At 32.4% G+C, this 25483-nt stretch carries 17 protein-coding genes and 1 pseudogene; 16 read left to right on the top strand and 2 right to left on the bottom strand.

Annotation, left to right across the window (positions count from 1 at the left end; all coding sequences use genetic code 11):
* Positions 1-38 precede the first annotated feature (38 nt).
* On the top strand, positions 39-905 hold the full coding sequence (locus G9F74_RS14610; RefSeq protein WP_016108355.1) for an MBL fold metallo-hydrolase: 867 nt from the start codon (positions 39-41) through the stop codon (positions 903-905).
* Between the two features lie 166 nt (positions 906-1071).
* Here the strand turns inward: G9F74_RS14610 and G9F74_RS14605 are convergent, their stop codons facing one another.
* Together G9F74_RS14605 and G9F74_RS14600 are read right to left on the bottom strand one after the other, a co-directional pair.
* Positions 1072-2013: a nucleoside hydrolase gene (locus G9F74_RS14605; protein ID WP_016108356.1), complete on the bottom strand. Its 942-nt coding sequence runs from the start codon at positions 2011-2013 to the stop codon at positions 1072-1074.
* Between the two features lie 33 nt (positions 2014-2046).
* The gene (locus tag G9F74_RS14600) at positions 2047-2649 is read right to left on the bottom strand and encodes a DUF2441 domain-containing protein (RefSeq protein ID WP_016108357.1); all 603 of its coding nucleotides are present in this window, start codon (positions 2647-2649) and stop codon (positions 2047-2049) included.
* 223 nt (positions 2650-2872) lie between these two features.
* Here G9F74_RS14600 and G9F74_RS14595 point away from each other — a divergent pair, with 223 nt between their 5' ends.
* The 15 genes and pseudogenes from G9F74_RS14595 (at position 2873) to G9F74_RS14525 (ending at position 25446) form a co-directional block, all read left to right on the top strand.
* On the top strand, positions 2873-3355 hold the full coding sequence (locus tag G9F74_RS14595; protein ID WP_001143433.1) for a DUF2798 domain-containing protein: 483 nt from the start codon (positions 2873-2875) through the stop codon (positions 3353-3355).
* Positions 3356-3530: 175 nt separating this feature from the next.
* Positions 3531-3956 carry a DMT family transporter gene (locus tag G9F74_RS14590; protein ID WP_165406231.1) on the top strand — a complete coding sequence of 142 codons (426 nt, stop codon included), beginning with the start codon at positions 3531-3533 and terminating at the stop codon, positions 3954-3956.
* Between the two features lie 19 nt (positions 3957-3975).
* Positions 3976-4671, top strand: a complete 696-nt coding sequence (locus G9F74_RS14585) for a Crp/Fnr family transcriptional regulator (protein WP_000431587.1) — start codon at positions 3976-3978, stop codon at positions 4669-4671.
* A gap of 16 nt (positions 4672-4687) precedes the next feature.
* Positions 4688-5175: pseudogene (locus G9F74_RS14580) on the top strand (DMT family transporter).
* Between the two features lie 1294 nt (positions 5176-6469).
* Positions 6470-7699 (top strand): helix-turn-helix domain-containing protein, encoded by a 1230-nt coding sequence (locus G9F74_RS14575; RefSeq protein ID WP_001097922.1) that lies wholly within the window; start codon positions 6470-6472, stop codon positions 7697-7699.
* 1508 nt (positions 7700-9207) lie between these two features.
* A complete protein-coding gene (gene hblC / locus G9F74_RS14570; RefSeq protein ID WP_016108361.1) occupies positions 9208-10527 on the top strand; it encodes a hemolytic enterotoxin HBL lytic component L2 in 1320 nt (439 codons plus the stop codon).
* A gap of 61 nt (positions 10528-10588) precedes the next feature.
* Positions 10589-11809 (top strand): hemolytic enterotoxin HBL lytic component L1, encoded by a 1221-nt coding sequence (hblD, locus tag G9F74_RS14565; RefSeq protein WP_000714431.1) that lies wholly within the window; start codon positions 10589-10591, stop codon positions 11807-11809.
* Between the two features lie 36 nt (positions 11810-11845).
* Positions 11846-12973, top strand: a complete 1128-nt coding sequence (hblA, locus tag G9F74_RS14560; RefSeq protein ID WP_016108362.1) for a hemolysin BL binding component B — start codon at positions 11846-11848, stop codon at positions 12971-12973.
* 325 nt (positions 12974-13298) lie between these two features.
* Positions 13299-14696 (top strand): hemolysin BL regulatory component HblB, encoded by a 1398-nt coding sequence (gene hblB / locus G9F74_RS14555; RefSeq protein ID WP_016108363.1) that lies wholly within the window; start codon positions 13299-13301, stop codon positions 14694-14696.
* Positions 14697-15527: 831 nt separating this feature from the next.
* On the top strand, positions 15528-17342 hold the full coding sequence (locus G9F74_RS14550) for an acyltransferase family protein (RefSeq protein ID WP_016108364.1): 1815 nt from the start codon (positions 15528-15530) through the stop codon (positions 17340-17342).
* Positions 17343-17819: 477 nt separating this feature from the next.
* A complete protein-coding gene (locus tag G9F74_RS14545) occupies positions 17820-18227 on the top strand; it encodes a hypothetical protein (RefSeq protein ID WP_016108365.1) in 408 nt (135 codons plus the stop codon).
* Between the two features lie 269 nt (positions 18228-18496).
* Complete coding sequence (locus tag G9F74_RS14540; RefSeq protein WP_016108366.1) at positions 18497-20902, top strand: PAS domain S-box protein; 2406 nt, start codon at positions 18497-18499, stop codon at positions 20900-20902.
* 266 nt (positions 20903-21168) lie between these two features.
* Positions 21169-23385, top strand: coding sequence for a binary toxin-like calcium binding domain-containing protein (locus G9F74_RS14535; RefSeq protein ID WP_016108367.1), 2217 nt, complete (start codon positions 21169-21171; stop codon positions 23383-23385).
* A 292-nt stretch (positions 23386-23677) separates the two neighbouring features.
* A complete protein-coding gene (locus G9F74_RS14530; RefSeq protein WP_000746049.1) occupies positions 23678-24391 on the top strand; it encodes a response regulator transcription factor in 714 nt (237 codons plus the stop codon).
* Positions 24388-25446, top strand: coding sequence for a sensor histidine kinase (locus G9F74_RS14525; protein ID WP_016108369.1), 1059 nt, complete (start codon positions 24388-24390; stop codon positions 25444-25446). Before G9F74_RS14530 ends, G9F74_RS14525 begins: the two co-directional genes overlap by 4 nt.
* Positions 25447-25483: the final 37 nt, after the last annotated feature.

The following is a 25483-nucleotide window of genomic DNA, read 5'->3' as shown; positions in this document are numbered from 1 at the left end:
ATTAAATTTAAGTGGGAATATGAAAAGGGGAATTGATTATGCAGCAAATTAAAAAAATAGGAAACTCATTTTGGTATATGACACCTGTTTCTGAAACAGATAGACCTATATTAGGAATGGTCGTTGGAAAAGAAAAAACTTTAATGATTGATGCAGGGAATTCAGAAGAACATGCACACCTGTTTTTAGAAATGCTAAAAGAACAGAATGTATCAAGTCCTGATTTCGTAGCATTAACACATTGGCATTGGGATCATATTTTTGGATTACCTGTACTACAAGAGGCATTGTCTATTGCACATTCTGAAACGAAAAAAGAGATGAGTAAACTTGTTTCTTATGAATGGACAGATGAAGCGTTGGACACACGTGTAAAAGAGGGTATTGAAATTGAATTTTGTGCGGATTGTATCAAAAAAGAGTTTAATGAAAAAGCGAGAAATATTAAAATTATTCCTCCAACTTTAACATTCCAGAATCAACTTGAAATAGATCTTGGTGAAGTGACATGTGTGCTAAAGCATGTGGGCGGAGATCATTCACATGACTCTGTTGTTATGTATATAAAAGAAGAGAAGATATTGTTTTTAGGAGACTGTATATATGCAGATATTTTTTCTTCGAAGTGGAACTATACGACGAAACGAACGTTTACATTAATAGAAGAATTAGAGAAATTTGATGCTGAAACTTATATTCTTTCTCATGGAGAAGCTATAGATCGGGCTGAATTTTTACAAGAAATTCATTTGCTAAAAACAGTAGGAACTTATACAGAAGCTCATAAAGGCGATGAAGAGAAGATAAAGGAAGCGTATAAACAAGAGCTAGATAGAGAATTAAATGAAGATGAGTTAGAAACAATAACGTATTTTGTAAATGGTTATGAAATGGTTAACCTGTAAAACGCAACTTTAATCAAATAGCCTTAAACTGTACAAAAAGAGTATTGAAGTTTACTTCAATACTCTTTTTAATAAGTAAATATTAAGCCGCAACCAATTTGAATTTTTTTGCAGGCTCATCATCTGAAGCTATACGACTTTATTTATTTTTCGTATAGATAGAATTTCAAGTGGAAGCTTTCTTTGCTAAGTCAGTTATATAGTTGAAAAAACCATTGTGGTTTACATTATAAACGACATTTACAGGTCGCCCATCATCAGTTTCCACTGTACGCCCTTGGCTAGGTCCGTATGTATGAACAATACTTTTAATCGTTTGTACCTTTGCAAGGTCAGCTTTCCCAACAAACGCAGCGGTTAATACATCCCACAAATAGTAAGTAGAGTTCGTTGAAAAGTGAACGAGAGGAGGAACCATCGCATAGCATTGACCAAGGAAATCCATACCAATATACTTTCGTTCTTTTGCCCATTGTTCACGTATGTCTATAGTTAACGGAACTTGGTTTGTACTTTCTAGTGTCACTAAGTCGATTTTAATTTTTGCATCCCATACACGAGCTACTGCTTCAGGGTCCCAAAACGAATTCCACTCAGCCGTTCCATTGTGTTCCGGCTCATGTACATTGCCTGCAGTCCGAAATGTACCGCCCATCCAAACGAGACGTTCAATTTTATCTTCGATTATAGGAGCCTCATATAATGCACGGGCTAGGTCAGTTAGCGGCCCTGTAAATAATAAAGTTGTTTTTCCTTCCGTTTGTAGAAGAGTTTCTATTAAATGATGATGCGCAGGTTTGGCTGCTGCAGGTGTTGCAACTTTTCCATACTCATTTAAAATGGGTAAAGCATCTACATAAAATGCATGCATTCGCCAGTCTTTCGGAAATGGATTTTTTCCACGAGAGTTTGACGCTGCTACTTCGATATTACCTTTGCCGAAGCGATCAATAATTTTACGACTTGCAGACATTGCGGGTTCTAAATAACAATCTGCAGGGATAACTGAAACACCTGTAAGTTCGACATTACCCATCTGGAGTAATAAAAATAGTGAAATTAGATCATCTACACCACCATCATGATTGAAGTACACCTTTTTCATCATTGTAATCTCCATTCTCTAATATTTAGCCAAGAATTAAATTTTAATTTTGGAAAAATCATCGATAATTTCCACCACCTGAATTTTCCCATTAATCAGTAGCTCAGGTAATTCGCTTTTGCTATTTCCTTTCCAATAGTCTCTAGCCTGTTCAATTTTTCTGGAGAAAGAAATACCATCTTCTTTTGGTAAAAGATTTCCGTCGCTTTCAAAAGAATTCCCACTCACTAGTAGCTTAACAATCTGTAAAACATCTCGGTTGTAAGAATCAAATAACGCTTTCCATTTCAAAGCATCTTCATAGCTTTTAGAAGCATATAAGCAAGACAACCTTGAAGGGTATTCAGGATATTCTTGCAGCCTAACCATTTCGACAATCGTTTCCCTAACAGCTCTAATTGTTTGATCCGTATAATTCATAACTACTTGAGCATTTTCATTATTTATATGTAGTTCGTTATTTATATAATTGCTTTTTAAAATTTGAATAGAATCTTCGCCAGTAGCATTTAATTGTTCTCTTTCAAAAAAGAAGTGATATAAAGTATTAGTTTGATTTTTATCAAAATGAATGATTTGTCCGGTATTCATTTTTTTCTTTGTAACGATGTGATATGCGTAAAATTCTGCTTCATTCATAGTTATCCTCCTAGTAGTAATATATTTCAATGTTAAATTTAGTAATTCAACATTGAAATATATAAAACCTTTATAAGCATACAGTTATAGAATGGGAAGATTTGAGTGAAGAGTGAAAGAAATACACGTAACCGCTTTCGAAATGTTCACAAAATGTTCACTTACGAAGGAGTTTCCAATATCGATATAATGGCAAAGACTCAAAGAGAAGGGATGATGAAAGTTGCCAACAACAAGAAAGGAAAGCCTCCAATTCGGTATGATGATGTGCCTAGGGATGGTTATCGTAATGACGTTTTACAATTTATTATTGAACGGAGCAGGAGGGCCAATTCATATTAAGGAGATCGCATTAGAACTACTAATTGGATTTATGATTGCGTTATTAATTGAGATATGTATCGTTGGACCTTGTGCGAAAAAAATTGTATTCGCGATACCGTTTAATAAATCGAAGAAAATAAATATTATAGTAGCGATGGCTACAGCTATGGTAATCGGAATGGTTTTCTTTATGTCATTTTACGGAATGGCTATGATGTATTTACATGGTGGACTACAAGGGGAATCATTTGTTTCAAGTTATTTTTCAATTTTTATTAAAAATTTCATTATGGCTTATCCATTACAATTAATTATTATGGGGCCGCTTGTGCGTTTCTTATTTGCAAAGTTTGTTATGAAGAAGACTGTTAATGTAGCGTAGTTATAATATGTAAAAAATTATATATTAATAAAAATATAAAAACACATCTCAAATTTTTGAGATGTGTTTTTTGTTCATTTCTAATTATTTTCATAGTGATGTGACATTTGTCCTTTTGCCTTTTAGGGTCATAGCTTTTAATTAAGTTAGAAATAAAAAATTAGGAGATGATTTTTTGAAAGGCATTGTATTTGCTGTTTTTGCTGGTGTATGTATAACACTTCAAGGAACCTTTAATGCGAAACTTAGTTCACATATCGGCATATGGTTAACGAGTATTATAACGCATTTAATTGGGTTCCTTATTGCAATAACTATATTTTTGTTAAAGAAAGAAGAGAAAGTAATGGATTTAAAGGGTGTGAAAAAAACATATTTAGTAGCCGGTGCATTTGGTGGATTCATTATTTGTGCAGAAACTATGGCGATATATTCAATGGGGGTTACATTGACAGCTGGCACACTTATGGTTGCTCAATTGTTAACAGCAACTTTCATTGAAATAAAAGGACTGTTCCATATAAAAAAGATACAGATGGAGAGATATCATATTGTGGGAACAATAGTAATGATTATAGGGATTGTAATATTTAATATGTGAATAGAAGGAGGAAATGAGAATGGAGAATAGATCAGATTTAATTATTCATTATTTGAAAACTAATAAAATATTTGAGATTTTTTCAGAAATAGATACAGCTTATTTTCAAATAAATCATTTTGAAAAAGGCAAGTTTATTTGCAATATAGATGACGAAATGGATCGTTTATATTTTGTAGTGAAAGGTAAAGTAAAAGTTTATACGATTACACCAGAAGGAAAGAAACTAATTCTTCGCTTTATCAATCCATTGGCGGTTGTTGGTGATCTTGAATTGATACAAAAAAGCAAGACTCATAATGTCGTTGAAGCTTGTTCAGATGTTGTAGCTATCTCCATTTCTAATACGGTTATTAGAAACAAGTTATTACATGATCCTATATTTATGAACTTCTTGCTTGAAAACATTGCGAACACGTTAAAAATATCGACCCGTTTTACAGCTCTAAATTTACTTTATCCAGTAGAAGTGCGTGTAGCTAGTTATTTACTATCAATTTCAACCGATAGTAACGGAAATATGTATAAAGAGGATTTAGATGCAACTTCCATATCAAGTATTGCTGATTTTATAGGAGTAAGTTATAGGCACGTAATTCGGGTGTTACAAAAATTAAATAAAGAAAAATTAATTGAAAAGAAAAATGGAGTTATCGTAATTAAAGATTTTTCTAGAATGAAGGAAGTTGCTAAAGATAATATATATGAGCAATGAAAGGGAGAGGAATATTTTGATTGGATTTAGTTTAGCTATATTTGCTGGAGTATTAATTAGCTTACAATCTGTTTTTAACACAAAGGTCAATGAATGTGTAGGACAGTGGTTAACAACTGCATGTGTTCTTGGAATAGGTCTCATAAGTTCTGGTCTATTTTATATCATAACAGAGAAAAGTATTAGCATTAATTTTTACACTACAAATTATTTGTTTTATATAAGTGGATTTTTTGGCATTGGATTAATTATTTGTATAATGGGTGCAATAAAGAGTTTAGGTCCAGCGTATACGGTGTTAATTAGTCTTATTACACAATTAGTCTTATTACACAATTAGTTGTTGCATTATGTATTGATACATTCGGATTGTTTGGAATGGAGAGCGTTCCAATACAAATAAATAAATTAGTTGGAATAGGTGTATTAATTGTAGGGGTAGGAATTTTTAAAAATCTATTTTCGAATAAGAAAGCTATTCATATAAACAAGGATAGGGTCTAAAGAATTTAAAGAAAAAAGGTGTTAATGATTAGAATAATTACACTTAGCTCGAATGGCTGAGGAACAATTAACTGGCCAATATAGATTAGACTAAGTTAAAGAAATGAAAAAAGAAACTATATATAAAACGGGTTCTTTTTTACATAAATTTCAAGATTTTTGATGGTGAACTAGAAAAATGGCTTCTCAAATTCTTTTAAAATGATCCTTTAAAGTGGAGTTAATACCATAGGTATCATTAGAGAAAAAACCTCATATGAGTAGTCAGAGGGTGTTTAAATAGCATTTTGTTTTTATTTATAGTATTTAATAAACTATAATATAACTTCATTTAAAGGTATTTTGATTCTTAATTAAAAATAAAGTGGAAAATTAAGAATATGTTGATGTGGTGCGGTATGAAAGCTAGGTAGCATAAAGATTAATAATACAAAGATGAACAACATATAAATAAAGTTTATTCATATGTTCTATCTCCCCTGCAATTCCTAGTATTTTTGAAATCTATATATTTCTTCCTCATTTGTGGAAAATAAAACTAATGTTGGGACCAGTAATATTGTGGGGATTAGATAAAAATAGTTGTCCCTATATCGCCAGAATTTTAAATATTCCATTCGTTTTTTATGTTTTCTTTTTTTATTTTTGTACTGATGATAAGATTCTTCTCTCAATTAGATCTTTAAATAACGTAGATCTATTTGGTGCTTGAATTTCTTCCAACGTGTACTTTCCGAAGCATAGTGGTTCATAAATAGTCTTATCATTGTCCTCTGTTGTTAATTTCCCGACTTTTTGTTATCTTTGTCTAAAATTTGAAACACAGTAGGTTTTCAGTTTTACATTTAAATTAGCATTATCTATTTTTGGAATTCAATTTGTACAAGTAATTGAATTGAAATTTTGATTGTTGGTTTTTGTGGTGGTACAGTATCTCTTGTTACTTTCGCTGTATTTTGAATCTTTTTTCCAGCTTGGTCCTCGCATGGAGTACCACTGTATTTTGTATGTTCTTCACTGTTTTCTCAAGTGTAATGATTAGATCTTGTAGAATTAAGAAATGACCTTCATTCATTTCATTTTCTTATCTACTCTGATATTTAGATGCTAATTACAATTAAATAATATATGATTTTCATAAAAAAGATATAGTAATATTTTGTCGTGAATTGTACTAATTTGATATTTTATAGTATTATTTGTCGTGAATTATACCTAGCAGAATATATATTATGAAACTATAAAAGGAACAATGAGGAAATTTATCAAATAATTTACTTAAAAGGAGAATGTAATGAATACTTCTATCGATATACAACACTTGTGTGATCTTGCACATAAAGCATTTAATGCCCCTGTACATATTTTATCTACAGACAAAAAAATTTTATATCATTCTACATCTGATGATGTTTATAGTCCTTTTTATTCTTCAAAAGAAGAACATCTTAGTGATATTTATCAAGAAAACGATCCCTTTAACTTACCACTTTTCAGATGTAACAGCTATCTTGAAAATTTTGTTCTAATACATATAGAAAATCATGATCACATTAAAGGGACTATTATTATCGGTCCCACTATACATCCAAAAGGTTCAGATGATATGACCATAAAACTTCAAAAAGAATTTAAATCAAATGATAAAATTCAAGAAAGACTAGCCTATTATCAGTGTTTATCTGAGATTGAAAAAACTACATTAATTGATATGGGAATTTTATTACATTACATGATTTTCAATGAAAAGTTAGATGTGGGTATTGTTTTAGAAAAAAATAAAGTACTAGAGGAAGTTCCTAATAAAATTGTGAAACCTGATTTATATATTTTAAAACGCCGACAAAACAAACCTAAAACTCACAACATGGCATTAGTAAATGATTTCTTTTTGACTATCAAAGAAGGAAATAAAAAAAAGTTAATACAGTATATGTATGCAGTTTCACAAGAGGATGTTGAACTGATGTTAATAGAGGATCCGCTCAGGAACCAAAAAAACCTTGGAATTATTGCGATTACCTTAGCTACTCGATATGCGATAGAAGGAAACCTGCCACCAGATATTGCTTTTGCTCATAGTATTTTATATATACAAACTCTGGAACAATTAGATAACGTAGAATCTGCAAAGCGATTGTCAGGAGACGCTTTACGTACCTTTGCAGATCGTGTGAAAGAATTCAATGCACAAAAGTATTCATACGCGGTTACTACATGTATGAAACATATTAATAAAAATGTTTACGATGGAATAACTCTCAATGAACTTGCTAATCATTTGGAAATTACCCCTACTTATCTGTCTAAACTATTTAAAAAAGAAATGGGAATTACTTTAAGCGAATATATTCAAAGGGAACGAGTGGAAGAAGCAAAAAAATTATTAACTCTAACTACTTATTCGCTATCAGATATCTGTGCTTGGCTTAACTTTAATGACCAAAGTTATTTTACGAGGGTTTTCAAAAAAATTACTAGCATGACCCCTAGACAGTACCGTGAAAAATATACAATAATATAGGCTTGTTATCTGGTCTCAATGTAAAAACTTAAAAATAGGTGTAAGTAATCTCTAAAACTTGAAAATACTGAGCTTATTACTCTAGAAAAAGTGTGTGATTTGTTTAGATAAGGAACTTGTATTCAAATAGACGTATGATCAACCTGATATTATCTTGTTAGCGGAACAGTTTCAATTTTCAGGAGTTGGCAAAAATAATGGAGAAACGAAGCTTATCTATTTTTTAAATAATAATTAGGCGCTGGATTTATCAGTATAGTTCTGAATTAGACAAACGAGTCTGACGTCAGCTCAAACAAATAGCTTTTGAAGAGTCCATGAAACATATATCCAAGCAAAAGCACAATGGAAATGTTTATACCATATTGTTAACTTGAAACACTATTTTTCTAAAGAAAACAAAAAAACAGAAGGCTGCAAAGGATTTTTAAGAAAGCTTTGCAGCTATTTTATATTTTAAAATCTATGGTTATAACGATGGGTAAGTTTATAGATTAATATCTCCATTTTAAATATTTATTAATGTTGATATTAGGGTATATTTCGTAAAAATTAATAATGTAACATATATCACATGATATATCTATGTTTTATGCAATTATACATAACTAAATAAAGGTAAAAAAGTATAAAAAAACCTATTAAATTATTCTATAAGTATTTTTTCTAAAATATAATTTCTTGGTTAAGCTAAAATAGTTATTTTGTAACCTTATATATATTAATTTGTAATCATTACAATTACAGAGGTGAAATTTTTAATTAATTATATTTGTATAATGTTTTTGGCTCGTGTTTTTACTTAACAGTTAAATTATTGAGTACAATCGACAAAATTTTGCTATTTACGCATTAAAAATTTAATGTTTTAATGAACAACATAACTGGTATGACCAGAGAGAAAGGAGAAGATGACGCTAATAGGAGTATAGCGAAGTTGTAAGTAACATTATGTCGAAAATATTTTTCTTAATAATCAGTTAATTAACGAGAGACCTAGAATCTCAAAATGATCAAGTTTGTAATAAAAGTGTTCTAAGTTTTTGCATAACAAAAGTGAATTTATTCCGCAATAAAAGTATAAGCAATGTACAGTATAAGTTCATCTTTTGTAGTCTTGTAAGGCTCTTGCTGACAAAACTAAGAGACATATTATGTAATTGATATTAAACAAGGTCAAAACAGGATTAACTGTCAGCATTGGTTTATCTATCCTCGCGGTTCTGTAAGTTAAACCGCAACTCTATGGGAGAATTAATATTTTACTACCCATTGGGTGTCTAATTCAAATATAGCTGATGAATTTTTATTGTTTATTTTTGAAAAATAGAGTATCTAAATGAGAGATGAGTAAAATTCTTACATCCTATTAGAAGTAAAAAATAAGGATAACACCCTATCTGAAAGACTTCTCTTTCCTCATCCGTGTACAAAGAGAGAGCCTAGTGCTAGGTCGTACAAGTTATATGAATCAATTTATAGAAAAAAATGGTAAAGGAGTGTACGGAATGAAGAATAAAATAATGACAGGATTTTTAATAACATCCATTGTAACTGGAGCGACTATTCCTATCAATACTCTCGCAACACCAATCGTTCAAGCAGAAACTCAACAGGAAAACATGGATATTTCTTCATCATTACGAAAATTAGGTGCGCAATCTAAATTAATCCAAACGTATATTGATCAATCTTTAATGAGTCCTAATGTACAGCTAGAGGAAGTCCCAGCTTTAAATACAAATCAATTCCTAATCAAACAAGATATGAAGGAATGGTCATCGGAACTCTATCCACAGTTAATTCTATTAAATTCAAAAAGCAAAGGATTTGTAACAAAATTTAATAGCTATTATCCGACATTAAAATCGTATGTAGACAATAAAGAAGATAGAGAAGGTTTTGTGGATAGACTTGAAGTACTTCAAGAAATGGCTATGACGAATCAAGAAAATGCGCAACGACAAATTAATGAGTTAACTGATCTTAAATTACAGCTTGATAAAAAATTAAAAGATTTCGATACTAATGTGGCAACTGCGCAAGGCATATTAGGTACAGATGGAACAGGAAAAATAGATCAGTTAAAAAATGAAATATTAAATACCAAAAAAGCAATTCAAAATGATTTACAACAAATTGCATTAATACCAGGAGCTTTAAATGAGCAGGGATTTGCTATATTCAAAGAAGTTTATAGTCTTTCAAAAGAAATTATTGAACCGGCTGCTCAAGCAGGGATGGCAGCGTATAACAAAGGAAAAGAAATTAACAACTCTATTCTAGAAGCTGAGAAAAAAGCAGCGCAAGAAGCGACAGAGCAAGGTAAAACAGCTCTAGAAATTGAATCGGCAAAAAAAGCAGCTCGTGAAGCAATTGAGAAAAGCAAACAAGGTGAAATAGCTGCAGCTGCAGCCGCAAAAACGCAAGAATATGACCTGATGAAAGCCATTGATACTGAAAAAATTAAGAAAACATTTGGTGTCTTCGCAGAAGTAAATAAACTAACAGCAGAGCAGCGAGCATATTTAGATGACTTAGAGAAACAAAACCAAAAAATATATGATTTAACAACGAAACTATCAATAGCAGATTTACAAAAATCAATGCTTCTTCTTTCACAAAATGATTTGCATACGTTTGCAAATCAAGTAGAAGTAGAACTTGACCTACTAAAGCGCTATAAAGAAGATTTAGATTTAATAAAAAATAACATTACAAAATTATCTACTAATGTTGATGCAACTAACGAGCAGTCTCAAAAAGATACATTAAGACAATTAAAAAATGTAATAAGTTACCTTGAAGAACAGGTATACAAATTTTGATATTACGTTTTTGAAAAAACTATAAAGATTATAAGAATCTAGCGAAAGAAGGAGAAAAGTGATGAAAAAATTCCCATTCAAAGTGCTAACTTTAGCCACTCTGGCAACGGTTATAACTGCTACTACTGGTAACACTATTCATGCATTTGCACAAGAAACGACCGCTCAAGAACAAAAAGTAGGCAATTATGCTTTAGGTCCTGAGGGACTGAAGAAAGCATTGGCTGAAACAGGTTCTCATATTCTTGTAATGGATTTGTACGCAAAAACAATGATTAAGCAACCGAATGTAAATTTATCTAATATCGATTTAGGATCAGAAGGAGGAGAGTTGCTCAAAAATATTCACCTTAATCAAGAACTGTCACGAATAAATGCGAATTATTGGTTAGATACAGCGAAGCCACAGATTCAAAAAACAGCTCGTAATATTGTAAATTACGATGAACAATTTCAAAATTATTACGACACATTAGTAGATACTGTACAAAAGAAAGATAAGGCAGGTCTAAAAGAGGGCATAAATGATTTAATTACAACAATTAATACAAATTCAAAAGAGGTAACAGATGTAATTAAGATGCTACAAGACTTCAAAGGGAAACTATATCAAAATTCTACAGATTTTAAAAATAATGTTGGTGGTCCAGATGGGAAAGGTGGATTAACTGCAATATTAGCAGGTCAACAAGCAACGATTCCACAACTTCAAGCTGAAATTGAGCAACTTCGTTCTACTCAGAAAAAACATTTTGATGATGTATTAGCATGGTCAATTGGTGGTGGATTGGGAGCAGCTATTTTAGTTATTGCAGCTATTGGAGGAGCAGTTGTAATTGTTGTAACTGGTGGTACAGCAACACCGGCTGTTGTTGGTGGACTTTCAGCTCTTGGAGCAGCTGGTATCGGTCTAGGAACTGCGGCTGGTGTCACGGCATCTAAGCATATGGACTCCTATAACGAAATTTCTAACAAAATCGGGGAATTAAGTATGAAAGCAGATCGTGCTAATCAAGCAGTTCTTTCGCTTACTAACGCGAAAGAAACATTGGCATATCTATACCAGACTGTAGATCAAGCGATATTGTCTCTAACAAATATTCAAAAGCAATGGAATACAATGGGCGCAAATTATACAGATTTACTGGATAATATCGATTCTATGCAAGACCACAAATTCTCTTTAATACCGGATGATTTAAAAGCTGCTAAAGAAAGTTGGAATGATATTCATAAAGATGCAGAATTCATTTCAAAAGACATCGCTTTTAAACAGGAATAGAACTGAAAATGAAAACTTATATTGGAGGAATATAAAATGATGAAAAATATCCCGTACAAACTAATCGTCGCATCGGCTCTTTTAACTATGACAGCAACTTCTGTAGTCTCACCAGAAGCAACTTTTGCAAGTGAAATTGAACAAACGAACAATGGAGATACGGCTCTTTCTGCAAATGAAGCGAGAATGAAAGAGACCTTGCAAAAGGCTGGATTATTTGCAAAATCTATGAATGCCTATTCTTATATGCTAATTAAGAATCCTGATGTAAATTTTGAAGGAATTACTATTAATGGATATGTAGATTTACCTGGTAGAATCGTACAAGATCAAAAGAATGCAAGAGCACATGCTGTTACTTGGGACACGAAAGTAAAAAAACAGCTTTTAGATACATTGACTGGTATTGTTGAATATGATACAACGTTCGACAATTATTATGAAACATTGGTTGAGGCGATTAATACAGGGGATGGAGAAACTTTAAAAGAAGGAATTACAGATTTACGAGGTGAAATTCAACAAAACCAAAAGTACGCACAACAATTAATAGAAGAATTAACTAAATTAAGAGACTCTATTGGACAAGATGTTAGAGCATTTGGAGGCAATAAAGATCTTTTGCAGTCGATTCTAAAAAACCAAGGTGCAGATGTTGATGCAGATCAAAAGCGTCTAGAAGAAGTATTAGGATCAGTAAACTATTATAAACAATTAGAATCTGATGGGTTTAATGTAATGAAGGGTGCTATTTTGGGTCTACCAATAATTGGCGGTATTATAGTGGGAGTAGCAAGAGACAACTTAGGTAAGTTAGAGCCTTTATTAGCAGAATTACGTCAGACCGTGGATTATAAAGTAACATTAAATCGTGTAGTTGGAGTTGCTTATAGTAATATTAATGAAATGCACAAGGCACTTGATGATGCTATTAACGCTCTTACTTATATGTCAACGCAGTGGCATGATTTAGATTCTCAATATTCGGGCGTTCTAGGGCATATTGAGAATGCAGCTCAAAAAGCGGATCAAAATAAATTTAAATTCTTAAAACCTAATTTAAATGCAGCGAAAGATAGTTGGAAAACATTACGAACAGATGCTGTTACATTAAAAGAAGGAATAAAGGAATTAAAAGTGGAAACAGTTACTCCACAAAAATAGGGAAATATTTATTCTGTTGCAAAGTGCCCCATAACATAGAGAGTCTATGATTACACTGATAAACAGTAAAGCGGTAATTAATAAATCCTTATATATTAAAAAGGCGGAGTCTCATTAAAGACTTCGCCTTTCACTTATATGTAAGTTGTATCCAAATAAAAAGATAGCCATGTAGTTTACTTGTTTTTAAAAATTTGTAACAGAATCGATCAATAGGAGACAGGTTATATAGATTTGCTTAATAATATCGAATCTATGCAACAACAGCGTCTTTTAATAAGAATAGGACTTGAAATCATACTCTATACAGGAGGAATAAGAAAAGATGAAAAAAAAACCTTATAAAATACTGGCTGTATCAGCATTTTTAATTATGACAACTACCTATGCAGTCACACCAGTAGCAACCTTTGCAATTGAAACTGAACAAACGAACACTGGAGATAGGTCTCTTTCAGCAAATGAAGAAAAGATGAAAAAAACTGTACAAGATGCTGGGTTATTTGCAAAGGCTATGAATGAATATTCTTATTTACTAATTAATAATCCGGATGTGAGTTTTGAAGGAATTTCTATTAATGGGTATGCAGATTTACCTAGTAAAATTGTACAGGATCAAAAGAATGCAAGAGCACATGCTGTTACATGGAATACAAAAGTAAAAAAACAGCTTTTAGATACATTGACCGGCATTATTGAATACGATACAAAGTTTGAAAATTATTATGAAACATTAGTAGAGGCGATCAATAATGGAAATGGGGATACTTTAAAAAAGGGGATTACAGATTTAAGGGTGGGGATTCAACGAAACCAAAAGTCCGCAAAAGCGTTAATAGAAGAATTAACTAAATTTAAAAACGCTATTGGAGAAGATGTTAGAGTATTTGGAAGCCATAAAGAGACCTTGCAATCGATTTTAAAAAACCAAGGAGCTGATGTAGAGACTGATCAAAAGCGTTTAGATGAAGTTTTAGGACAAGTAAACTATTATAAGAAATTAGAATCTGATGGGTTAATAATGGTGAAAGTCCCTTTTATCCCCACGCTTATTTCTGGTGGCATAATGATAGGTACTGCTAGAGATAATTTAGGTCGATTAGAGCCTGCTTTAGCAGAATTACGTAAAACTGTAGATTATAAAATTACATTAAATCGTGTAGTCGGAGTTGCTTTTCATAATATTAGTGATATGCATAGTACGATTGATAGTGCTATTACTGCTCTTACTTATATGTCCACACAATGGGATGATTTAGACTCTCAATATTCGGGCGTAATGGGGCATATTGATAAAGTTGATGAAAAAGCTGATCAAAATAGATATAAATTTTTAAAGCCTAACTTGAATTCAGCTAAAGACAGTTGGAAAACATTAAGAGCAGATGTTGTCACATTACTAGAAGGCATAAAAATTGCAGAGAAGAAAGAACAAGATTTTATGAATCTACTTCGTCCATCAAATGTTTTTTACTTTTATAAAAAAATCCATAACGCATACACTTTTGAAATAAAGACTGGAACAAATGCACCAAATGCGTCTTATAAAGTTATGAATTTAACTAAAAACACTGTTCATCATATGTGGAGTGGAGGTGCTAATACAAGCATGTGGGCTGACTGGCTTTCATTCAATCCAAATGATGAATTTGCGGTGGTAGCAGTAGTGGATGGAAAAGAATATGTTGTATATAAAGACAAAGTAGAAAATATAATGAACTGAACCCGAAAAAATGTATTAATTGGAGATGGTACACTAAACTAGACACCAAGTTAATTGAAAAATTGACCGGCATATGGCTCCTTATTTCCTAGAACACCTAGCTAAAGCAAAGGAATTCGTACATAGATTAGTTGACATTTATGTAGGTTTCATCCATTTTCAAAGATAGTTTTTCTTTTTTGTTTTATTTTTCAAAAATCACGAATGAAATTTCCGCATTTACGAACTCAGCACATAATGGTTGTTAGATGAATTGACATACCACGTCCCTTTAGAATTTCAGGCATATTATGATAACTTAAAGAAAAAAATAATAGTAGCAAATGGCTACTATTATTTTTCTTTAAAATATCACATCTATCATGTTCCTTATTTGCTTTCCCAGAATTTATTCTAGTTAAAAAAACCTTGCACCAGAACACATATTGTTCTGATGCAAGGTTCGCTGCAATATAAAATACACGACAGTAAGGGCAAGACATAAAATGTGATTTCAAATGAAACATATGTATATGTGAAGTAAGGTAAAAGAGGGGCTGCTCATAACCAGTAGCCCTTCTTTATAACGTTATTTTGCAGGGAAATGTTCAAATATACGTTATATATCATATTCCTCTTTTTCGGAAGAGCAACAAGAACATCTAGCTTAAAAATTTTCACAACAGAGCCAGATAACGTGTTAAAGTATTAATTACTGTGCATGTAAAGATAAAAAAAAGAGCCTTACAAAAAGATGTTTGCAATAGTTTAGCTTATACGATTTTAGGGGATTAATAGTACTTTGTGCCGTTATTATTAACCTAATTTCCAAGAAAAAGAGGTGAATGTAGGATGACTAAACCTTTTAAAAAAAATAGTCGTTATATGGTTGGATTGGACAGTCTAAGGGGCCTAGCTATACTAGGTGTTATTTTGTATCATATTAATTTTAATTGGATGCCTGGAGGATTTTTAGGAGTTACTGTATTTTTTGTACTTTCAGGTTATTTAATTACAGATATTCTAGCCATAGAGTGGAAGAGAAATAAGAGAATTGATTTAAAAAAATTCTGGCTTAGTAGGGCAAGGAGATTGCTTCCAGGAATGCTTGTTATGCTTGTTATAACGTTGGCATGGATTACAGTTTTTCATAGCTCTTTACTTGAAAAAATGCGCGGAGATTCATTAGCGGCATTATTTTATGTTAGTAACTGGTGGTATATTTATCATAAATTATCGTACTTTGATAATTTTAACCAGCTTTCTCCATTGAATCATTTTTGGTCGTTAGCAGTTGAGGAACAATTCTACGTTGTTTGGCCGTTTATCATTAGTTTAGGGCTTTACTACATAAAAAAACAATCCCGTATGATTTTATTAATTTGTCTGGGAGCCGTTGCTTCAGCTTTAGCGATGGCAATTTTGTATGAACCTGGAGCTGATCCGAGCAGAATATATTATGGTACAGATACGAGGGCCTTTTCCTTACTTATCGGAGCGGTACTTGCCTTAGTTTGGCCAAGCAATAGGCTTGCAAATAAAATTATCCCAAAGGCGCGTTTCATTCTTGATGTAGTGGGGGGCATTGCCCTTATTATTATTTTGGTTATGTTTTGGAAGACCAATCAATATGATCCATTTCTATACAAGGGAGGAATGGTTTTCTTATCAATTGCAACAGCATTGTTAGTCGCAAATCTAGCTCATCCAGCTAGTCGTATTGCTCAATTTTTACGATTTAGACCTTTACGTTGGATAGGGATAAGATCGTATGGCATATACCTCTGGCATTATCCAATTCTTACATTGACGACTCCAAAGGTAAATGCTGGGGATTTTTTATTAATAAGAGCAATCCTTCAATTTCTTTTGATTATATTGATTGCGCAAATTTCATGGAAGTTTATTGAAAAACCAATCCGACAAGGTGCGCTCCGGAACATTCAGTTTAAGAATTTAAGAATTCAAAATGTCACTTTAGGTGTTAAGTTAGCTTTAATTTGTACATTATTCGTTTCGTCGATAGCGGTCGTAGGGTTATCAAAAGCTAGTAAGGCTAAGGAGAACTCTCAACAAGATAAGGTGAAAGCAGCACAAACACAACTGGCGCCACATCCAGTTGCAGTTTGGGAAAATCCAAATCAAGAGACGCCTCAAAAACAAGGGGAATCAAGAGAAGTAAATTCTGCACAACCTAAAAATTCACTCACAGTTACTGCGATAGGCGATTCCGTTATGATTGATATTACTCCGTATTTAAAAAATACTTTTCCTGATATTAGGATTGATGCCCAAATTGGTCGCCAGCTGTCAAAAGCGATTCCGGTAGTTGAACAGTTAAAATATGAAGGTAATTTAGGAAATTATGTCATTATTGGATTAGGTACAAATGGAGCCTTTACTACTGAGCAACTTGTTTCATTAATAAAAGTAATTGGAAACGAACGTAAAATCATATTTATTAATACGAGAGTACCACGTCCGTGGGAATCAATCGTGAATGAGAGACTGAAAGTAACGGTATCTGAATATCCGAATGTAACTCTAGTTGATTGGTATGCAGCAAGTGCTGGAAAGAAAGACTACTTTGCACCTGACGGTGTGCATTTAACCAAAGTAGGTGCAGAAGCATACGCAGCACTTGTAGCCAAAGCGGTGAAGCAATAATTAAATATGTTTTATTAACTTCTGTTGGGTAAGGAAATCGTTCTGAGTATGAGGTGCCACTCTGAGGTTTAATTACAATTCAAAAAAGAATATTATTCATGTTCTTCTAATCTAAGATTTAGAGTGGCCTGACTCACTTCTGTAATTTGACATGAAATATATGCAAACCTGAAAAGAAAGAAAAGGAACTAGAAGAGGCTACAAAGAATACAAAATATGAAGTTGAAATATTAGGAAGAGACTCCGCAGGTAGAAGCACTGCAAATACATTAAAAGAACGACTTGCAATGAAAAAAATTAATTCAAATCCACAAAGAATAGTTCTAACGAGAATACCAATGACAGATTCTTGTTGACCCAAAGAAGGTGGCTAGGAATGGAACTCTTGTAGCAATTCATTATTTTAAAAATAATAGAACAGGCGAATTTAATGATTTTAAATTTAAAAATTAATTTTTTGTTGATAGGAGCTTGTATGTGAAGGTAATGTGTATAAAAAATTCAGGAGATACATTTTCAGAGGTTTTATTAGATCAAGGATATAATCGAGACTATATTATAAATTTAGAAACCGATAAGGAATATGTGGTTTATGGTATTAGTTCATTGAATGGAGCATTAGACTATCTAATCTTGGGTGAAAATGAAAACTTGCCTTCATGGTACCCAGCAGAATTGTTTGAAGTATCGAACCCTTTACAACCTTTAGAATGGTATTTTGCGGATCATAAACATAGTAAAGCGACAACGATACAATATATATGGGGTTATAAAGAATTAGCTTTAAATGATAGACATGCTCTTGGTTTAATAGAAAGGGAGAATAAAGATATTGCAATATTTTTAAAGCGAAAAGCCGAAATTGAGGAATTAGAAGAATCGTAATAGTGAAGGAATTGATTAATTTATAAAAAACGTAGGAATTAAATATTCCTACGTTTTTTTGTACATAACATTTAAATAAACACCTTATTTTTGGGGGATTTACAGGTTCAAATGGAAGATGCCCTGATTTTCGATTTGAATCAATATGATACTATTTACATGTATTGTCATGTACGGAATTATATTTTTTGCACCTGAACTGTGTATATTATTTGTAGGATTTTCTGTTTTTGTGTCGAATATATCTTTAATGCAAGGAGGGACATTACATGATTATTAAAGACTATTTCATCAATCTTTCTATTTTTTCTTTATTAGTTAGCGCAGCGATATTTATTCAAGTTTTTTTGGTTCATTCCAGGCGATATTTCGAAAAATTCTATGGAGGGATTATTGCAGTTACTTTGATGCTCTTTTCTTTTCCATACATGGGATTTTCCTACGATCTTCGAGTTGTTCCTCTTATTTTATCTTTTATTTACTTTGGTCGCATTGCTGGTTGGATTACGTTAATTAGCATTATTATAATGCGTATCTTTTATATTGGAGGTTACTGGGAACCTCCTGTGATTGCTTATTTAGGTTTGGGTATCCTATTTGTTACTTTTAAAACATATTTTAAAAACCCTCATCCGTTTAAAAGTGCATTTTTATATTTTTCTGTTTTTGTCGGAATAAAGTGGTTAGTTGGTGTATTATTTAATACTACATTACTTTACACAGGAGGCTTATTATATATAGCATTAGGACTTTTAATTGGGCTATTTCTTATGGAAGCCTACCAGAGATTGTATTATTTAACACAGGACTTATCTAAAATGAATCGAGAATTAAAAAAATCCAAGCAAGAACTTACAGATACCGTACATGAGCTTCAAGGAGGGATTTTTAAATTTAAAAAAGTGGGTAAGCACTTTATACACACTTTATGTGATGGACAGTTTTATTATCAAAAAGGATTTTACTCTGAACAGGTGGTAGGGAAAAGCTTACGGACTATTGATGCCTCTATTGTTCCACCACATTTAGTTTCACAATTGATGAAGTATTATCTTCAGGCATGGGAAGGGAAAGAAATTATATTCGAATTACCCTGGCCAGATGATAAAACCATTATTCTTATTGCACTTAGGCCGATTAAACGAAATGGACAAGTTATTGAAGTTGTTGGTTCTACAGTCGATATAACCGAAAGGAAAAAGGTAGAATCAGAATTAAGAGCTACCAAAGAATTACTAGAATCATTTATAAAGCATAATGTAGATGCTATTACCATTTCTGATCGAGAAGGGCATATTTTACAAGCAAATAAAGCTTATGAAAAGATATTTGGATGGTCATTAGAAGAAATCATAGGTAAGAGATTACCCTGTGTACCAGATTTCTTAATGGAAGAATCACTCAAAAATATTCAGAAAATTCTAACAGGAGAATCCGTAGTTACTAGATTAGAAACTGTTAGACGACGTAACGATGGAAGTCTTCTTGATGTCAGTCTGACAGTTTCTCCTATATTAGACGTAAGAGGAAATGTGATAGCTTTATCTGCAATATGTAGAGACATCTCTGAAAGAAAACAAGCAGAAAGAGAGCGACATCGATTACATCAACAATTAAAAGATAGTGAAATGAAGTACCGTGCACTAATCGAACAAGCAACTGATGCAGTATATGTAGTAGAGCTGAATGAAAATTATGTTCCCAGTCGATTCATTGAGGTAAACCCTGTTGGTTGTAAAAGATTTGGATATAGTAGAGAAGAGCTGCTCTCGTTACCATTTCCAAATGTAGTACCACAAGATTCTAAAATGATTGTAAGGTTGTTAGAAAAAATTAGAGAGGGACAAACTTCCTTCACTTTACAAGATGAATACGCTTTTCCAACAGGAAAAATAATAACAACTGAGTTTAGTGTCCGTGTTTTTAACTTAAATGGTAAAAAGGTTTTCCTGAGTATTTCTCGTGATATCACTGAACGGCTAAAAACAGAAGAATTACTACGGAAATCTGAAAAACTTGCTGTCGTAGGACAATTAGCGACTGCAATGGCTCATGAAATTAATAATCCATTAACCGCAATGAAAGGGTTTATGCAATTACTAAAATCAACGGAAACTGAGAATAATCAGGGGTATATAAATATAGTATCATCAGAGATTGAGCGTATAGAAAGTATTACTAATGAATTTATGGCGGTAGCCAAACCACAGGTGGTAAAGATACAACCTAATGATATTAGTGTGCTAATGGATCAAGTTTTAATGCTACTGCAACCTCAAGCAATGATGAATAATATAAAAATTAGAATTGATTTTACACCTGGTATTCCATTGATTCCATGTGAAGGAAATCAATTAAAACAAGTATTTGTTAATATTATAAAAAATGCAATTGAATCCATGCCAACAGGAGGAGAAATTTTGATTCAATTTGATAAACTTGATAATAATCAAATAAGGATTCGCTTTATCGATCAAGGATGTGGGATTCCAAAAGAACGTATACCATATTTAGGAGAACCTTTTTACAGTATTAAGGAAGAGGGAATCGGCTTAGGATTAATGGTATGTTATAAAATTATTGAAACACACCAGGGGAAGGTATTTATTGAGAGTGAAGTGAATAAGGGAACTATAGTTGAAGTCACTCTTCCAATTTGCACACTTCAAAATTAATACATTCTTTTACTGAAATTTTATAAATTAGTAAGCAGTTAGCTTTGGCTAGCTGTTTTTTTGTATATATTGTAATCGATTCTTCATATTACGGCTTTTTAATGTTTCATATATAGATTTTAAAAACTTTGTAAGTGTTTTGTAACATTTACGAGAGACTTTTTTAACAGTTATGAGAGAGAAAAGAAAGATTTGTTATATATGATGAAATTAATCTTACTAGTAGGTGTTCTAATTGACCTAGAAACCAAGGAGGAAAAATAACAATGAAACAATTGAAGCCAGCAATTAGTGTATTAGGTAGTGTATCGATGGCACTGACTTTAGCATCTCCTGCTTTTGCAGATGTAAAACAACCGAATCCAGGAGGTACAGTTGAAATATTCAAAGAGAATGCAAATGTAAAAAAAGAAGATAAGAATTTCACGCTCGGATCTGATGGGGAAATAGGTTCACTCATTACACAAAACATTGAAATGGCAAACAACGATTGGGATAAAGATGGTATTTCTAACGACTTAGAGATGAATGGATATAAAATTGAATTCAATTCACAAACTGGAAAAAATGAAGCGAAAGCATGGGATCCCGAGAAGGATAAAGGGAAACCAAAATTTATATCGAATCCTATGAATGCAAATACGGATGGTGATCCTTTTACTGATATGTATGAGGTTGAGAATTATAACAACGATTCTGATACTAATTTCAATCCGATAGTTGCCAACATGCCGAATTTGCAAATTGGTGTCAAACGAATTGAAGTAATTCCTATTGCAACCATTACGGATAATAATGGCGGATCAGTTAGCAGAGGATGGGAAAAAAGTGTATCTACACAACATTCATTTAATGTAGGTTTAAGTGGTTCAGGTGGTGTAGAAGGCTCAGCAGCCGGTCCTGTTCCTTCCGGAAGTGTTTCAGCAAATGTGGGATACGGATATTCAAAAACAACTACGGAAACGGAGAGTTATACAAATAATTTTGATTGGTCTACTGCAACAACTGTGGATACAGCGAACGCAGCAAAATTACGGGTACATTTGGAATATAAGAATGTAGGAACAGCATCCGCTGAAAATGTTTCGCCTCATTTTAATATTCGTTTAGGAAACAAAATTATTAATACTGTAAAGGCAACACAAGATCGTTATAAAGCAAACTATTTAAGTACAGAAAAAGGTGGACGGAATAAAACAGAAGTAGTAATTGACAGTTTAGAAGGACAAGCAGATGCGAATATTGTCTTATCTTTGGATGAATTGAAAGCTGTTGAACAAGGGGAACTTCTTTCGATTGAAGTTTTACCTACAAGTACAATGGATTTATCTATTGAAAAAGGTGAAGAAATTATGCATTTGGGGGATTCAGGGAGATATGAGTCTAGAGTAAATGCAGCTACTGAACAATTAGAAACAGATATAGGAAATATACCAAAGTTTAGGGTATATACTCCTAAAGACAAATCCCTTGCTGATAAGCCAGTTTTATCCTATAACGAAGTTTTTCAACATGTAAATATAGATAAGAAAAAAGTAAATCATATTGTAAACAAGGCTAAAAGTACTAATAACGTATCAGTAGTTTCAGCTAATAATGGAACTGATGCATTGAACGATTTAAAAGCTGGACAGGGAGATCGCGGTTATTTACATAAAGACTCTGTACATGGTGCTTTTGCAAAACTACAGCAACCAACATTAGTAGAAGGTAGTTATGATTCTGTGATGCAAAAGATTAGGGCAACAATTTTACCTGGTTTATTTGGTGTGAGTAAAGAGATTCCTACTACTTATAGTAAGAAATGGAATGCTCCGTCACAAACAGTAACACTAGTTAAACGTGAGAATGGATTTACATATGAGTCTAGAGAAAATATACACCCTATTAAATCTGAAATTGCTGCGCACAGAAAAGTTACATTTGAAATCAATGACGCACACAATCTAACCCCTACACAAAAGATTGATACTGAAATTAAAGCTAATAAAGAATTTGAAGATTATGTAGTAGATAATTCAGGTGAATTTGTTACAGAAGGGGTTCCTTATACCGTAGCTTCATATGGAAATACAGCTTATTGGGGAAGTCATCATGCCGGGAATAAATGGGAGTATCTTTGGGCTGAAAAATCTAGCGATGAAAAAGTGAATGTAATTATTGAAAGAGTAGGTCAACCTAAACCTGGAAAACCAATTAAAAAGGATGAAGAGGTATTAATTAAATTTCGAAATCCTATTTATTCAGATTATGCATATTTAAAACTTCAAGATAGTTATATCCATTTAGATCAAAAACAGAATGCAAGTACTTTTAAATTTAATCATGCATATCCAAAGAATTTCACTGGATACCATAAGCAATGGAACATACTATCTAATGGTAACAAGTTAAAGGTAGGATATTTAATCGATTATATGAAATATGGTAATGGAGAGAATGGGACTGATACTATAGCATGGAATCTATCAAGAGTTCAGTAATAGGTAACAGTTCTGCTGCTAAGTTTGAAAAGAGAACCAGAAATGAATTGAATCCGAAAAGTTAGATACAATAATTTAGGTTACTAATAAGGAATGAGTTCGATGTTGAATCGGACTCATTCCTTTTAATTTATATAATTTAGTAACTACTATTTTAAATACCTATCTAGTCATATAAGTAATCAAATGTTAAGATTACTATCTGTATTACAAAATTTATTTTCTGAATTTTCATTGGATAATAGAAACAATAAATTTTGTGTTATTGGTGAAAAAGAAGTGAGGATAGTATATGAAGAAAAGAATTTTAATTGTAGAAGATGAAGAAAATATTCGAGAAGTATGCAAACGGTATTTAGAAAGAGAAGAATATGAAGTTTATACCGCTGTAAATGGTAAAGAAGGTTGGGATTTATTTCTTACACATCAACCAGATTTAATTATATTAGATTTGATGATGCCAAAAAAAGATGGATGGGAATTATGCGAGGAAATTCGTCAACAGTCAAATGTCCCTATTATTATGTTAACTGCTAAGGGAGAGGAAAGGGATCGAATTTTAGGCTTAACAATGGGGGCAGATGATTATTTAACAAAGCCATTTTCCCCTCGTGAATTAGTATTAAGGGTTCAAATTATACTAAGAAGAGGAAGCCATGTACCAATACAAGCGAAAGAATCTCTATTGGAAGTGATAGAGTTTCCAGATTTAAAAATATATCCAAAGACAAGATATGTACTTGTTTGTGATAAGGAAGTGGAGTTAACGGTGAAAGAGTTTGAGGTACTTTATCTCATGGCAAAGCATCCAAAACAAGTATTTTCTCGCTCGCAGCTTCTTGAATTAATTTGGGATTTTGGACATGAAGGAGCATCAAACACAGTTACCGTGTTAGTGAGTCGTTTACGTGAAAAGCTCGAAAAGCATACGATAAAGAATCGTTGGATTCATACGGTTTGGGGTATAGGATATCGCTTTGAGCCAAATGGAGGAAATGAAACATGAGATTACGTATTCAATTGTTACTCATGAATCTATTAAGTACTAGTATTATGGTAATTGCTATATGGTATAGTGAGACGAAAATGTTACTTGAACCGGAACAAACGCGGTTATTAACAGTAATTGCATTTGTGGCATTCATTATTTCAACGTTTATTTATTGGTTAATGACACGTCCTATCATGAAATCTATACAAAATTTAATAAAATTGACGAAACAATTTAGTGATAGACACTTTGAAACGATGTATATAATTGGGCAAGAACCACGTGAGTTTAAAGAATTGGCAACAGCTTTTCAACAGATGGCAAAAAAATTAGAAGAAGGGTTTACTAAGTTAGAGGAACAGGAAAACTCTCGTAAGGAGCTAATTACCAATATCTCACACGACTTACGAACACCTATGGCGAGCATGCAAATGATGATAGAAGCATTACAAGATAACCTGATTGAAGATCCTGAAATAAAAAAGCAATACTTGGCAACGGTTTTAAAAGAAATAGAAAGATTAAATGGATTAATTAACGACTTATTTGATCTTTCAAAGTTAGAGTTTGAGCAAGTAGATTTTCACCCAAGTTTCACACATTTAGATAAAGTTCTATTAGATGTATTAGAGTCACATTCTGTCTTATTAGGAGACAAACAAATCCATGTGCAATTGGATGTCCCTGATACATTACCTCGACTTTTGATTATGCCTTGTAAAATTGAAAGGGTCATAGGTAATTTATTACATAATGCAATTCGATATTCTCCTATCTTTGGAACAATTGAATTGACTGTAGTGGAAAATAAATCAACTCAACAGGTCCAATTCACTATGCGGGATGAAGGAATGGGAATTTCTCCAAATGATCAATTACGTGTATTTGAACGTTTTTTTAGAACAGATCGATCAAGAAGTTCACAATCTGGAGGTTCCGGACTTGGATTAGCTATTGCAAAATCATTAATTGAAATGCACAAAGGGGAAATTGGTGTAAGGAATCGCGCAGATGGTAAGCAGGGAAGTGAATTTTGGTTCACTCTTCCCATCACATCAGTAAAAAAATAAGATGGCTGAAAGACTTTTGTAACATTTACGTTAGAAA

It is taken from the genome of Bacillus sp. EKM202B (assembly GCF_011066025.1).
In the GTDB taxonomy this organism is placed as follows: Bacteria; Bacillota; Bacilli; order Bacillales; family Bacillaceae_G; genus Bacillus_A; species Bacillus_A toyonensis.
The sequence above is the reverse complement of the archived record's forward strand: the minus strand, read 5'-3'. Positions and strand labels throughout refer to the sequence as shown.

Bases quoted from the DNA above. Each gene is read 5' to 3' on its own strand.
- G9F74_RS14610 (WP_016108355.1), top strand. From the start codon at position 39: ATGCAGCAAATTAAAAAAATAGGAAACTCATTTTGGTATATGACACCT.
- G9F74_RS14605 (WP_016108356.1), bottom strand. From the start codon at position 2,013: ATGATGAAAAAGGTGTACTTCAATCATGATGGTGGTGTAGATGATCTA.
- G9F74_RS14600 (WP_016108357.1), bottom strand. From the start codon at position 2,649: ATGAATGAAGCAGAATTTTACGCATATCACATCGTTACAAAGAAAAAA.
- G9F74_RS14585 (WP_000431587.1), top strand. From the start codon at position 3,976: ATGGAGAATAGATCAGATTTAATTATTCATTATTTGAAAACTAATAAA.
- G9F74_RS14575 (WP_001097922.1), top strand. From the start codon at position 6,470: ATGAATACTTCTATCGATATACAACACTTGTGTGATCTTGCACATAAA.
- hblC (WP_016108361.1), top strand. From the start codon at position 9,208: ATGAAGAATAAAATAATGACAGGATTTTTAATAACATCCATTGTAACT.
- hblD (WP_000714431.1), top strand. From the start codon at position 10,589: ATGAAAAAATTCCCATTCAAAGTGCTAACTTTAGCCACTCTGGCAACG.
- hblA (WP_016108362.1), top strand. From the start codon at position 11,846: ATGATGAAAAATATCCCGTACAAACTAATCGTCGCATCGGCTCTTTTA.
- hblB (WP_016108363.1), top strand. From the start codon at position 13,299: ATGAAAAAAAAACCTTATAAAATACTGGCTGTATCAGCATTTTTAATT.
- G9F74_RS14550 (WP_016108364.1), top strand. From the start codon at position 15,528: ATGACTAAACCTTTTAAAAAAAATAGTCGTTATATGGTTGGATTGGAC.
- G9F74_RS14540 (WP_016108366.1), top strand. From the start codon at position 18,497: ATGATTATTAAAGACTATTTCATCAATCTTTCTATTTTTTCTTTATTA.
- G9F74_RS14535 (WP_016108367.1), top strand. From the start codon at position 21,169: ATGAAACAATTGAAGCCAGCAATTAGTGTATTAGGTAGTGTATCGATG.
- G9F74_RS14530 (WP_000746049.1), top strand. From the start codon at position 23,678: ATGAAGAAAAGAATTTTAATTGTAGAAGATGAAGAAAATATTCGAGAA.
- G9F74_RS14525 (WP_016108369.1), top strand. From the start codon at position 24,388: ATGAGATTACGTATTCAATTGTTACTCATGAATCTATTAAGTACTAGT.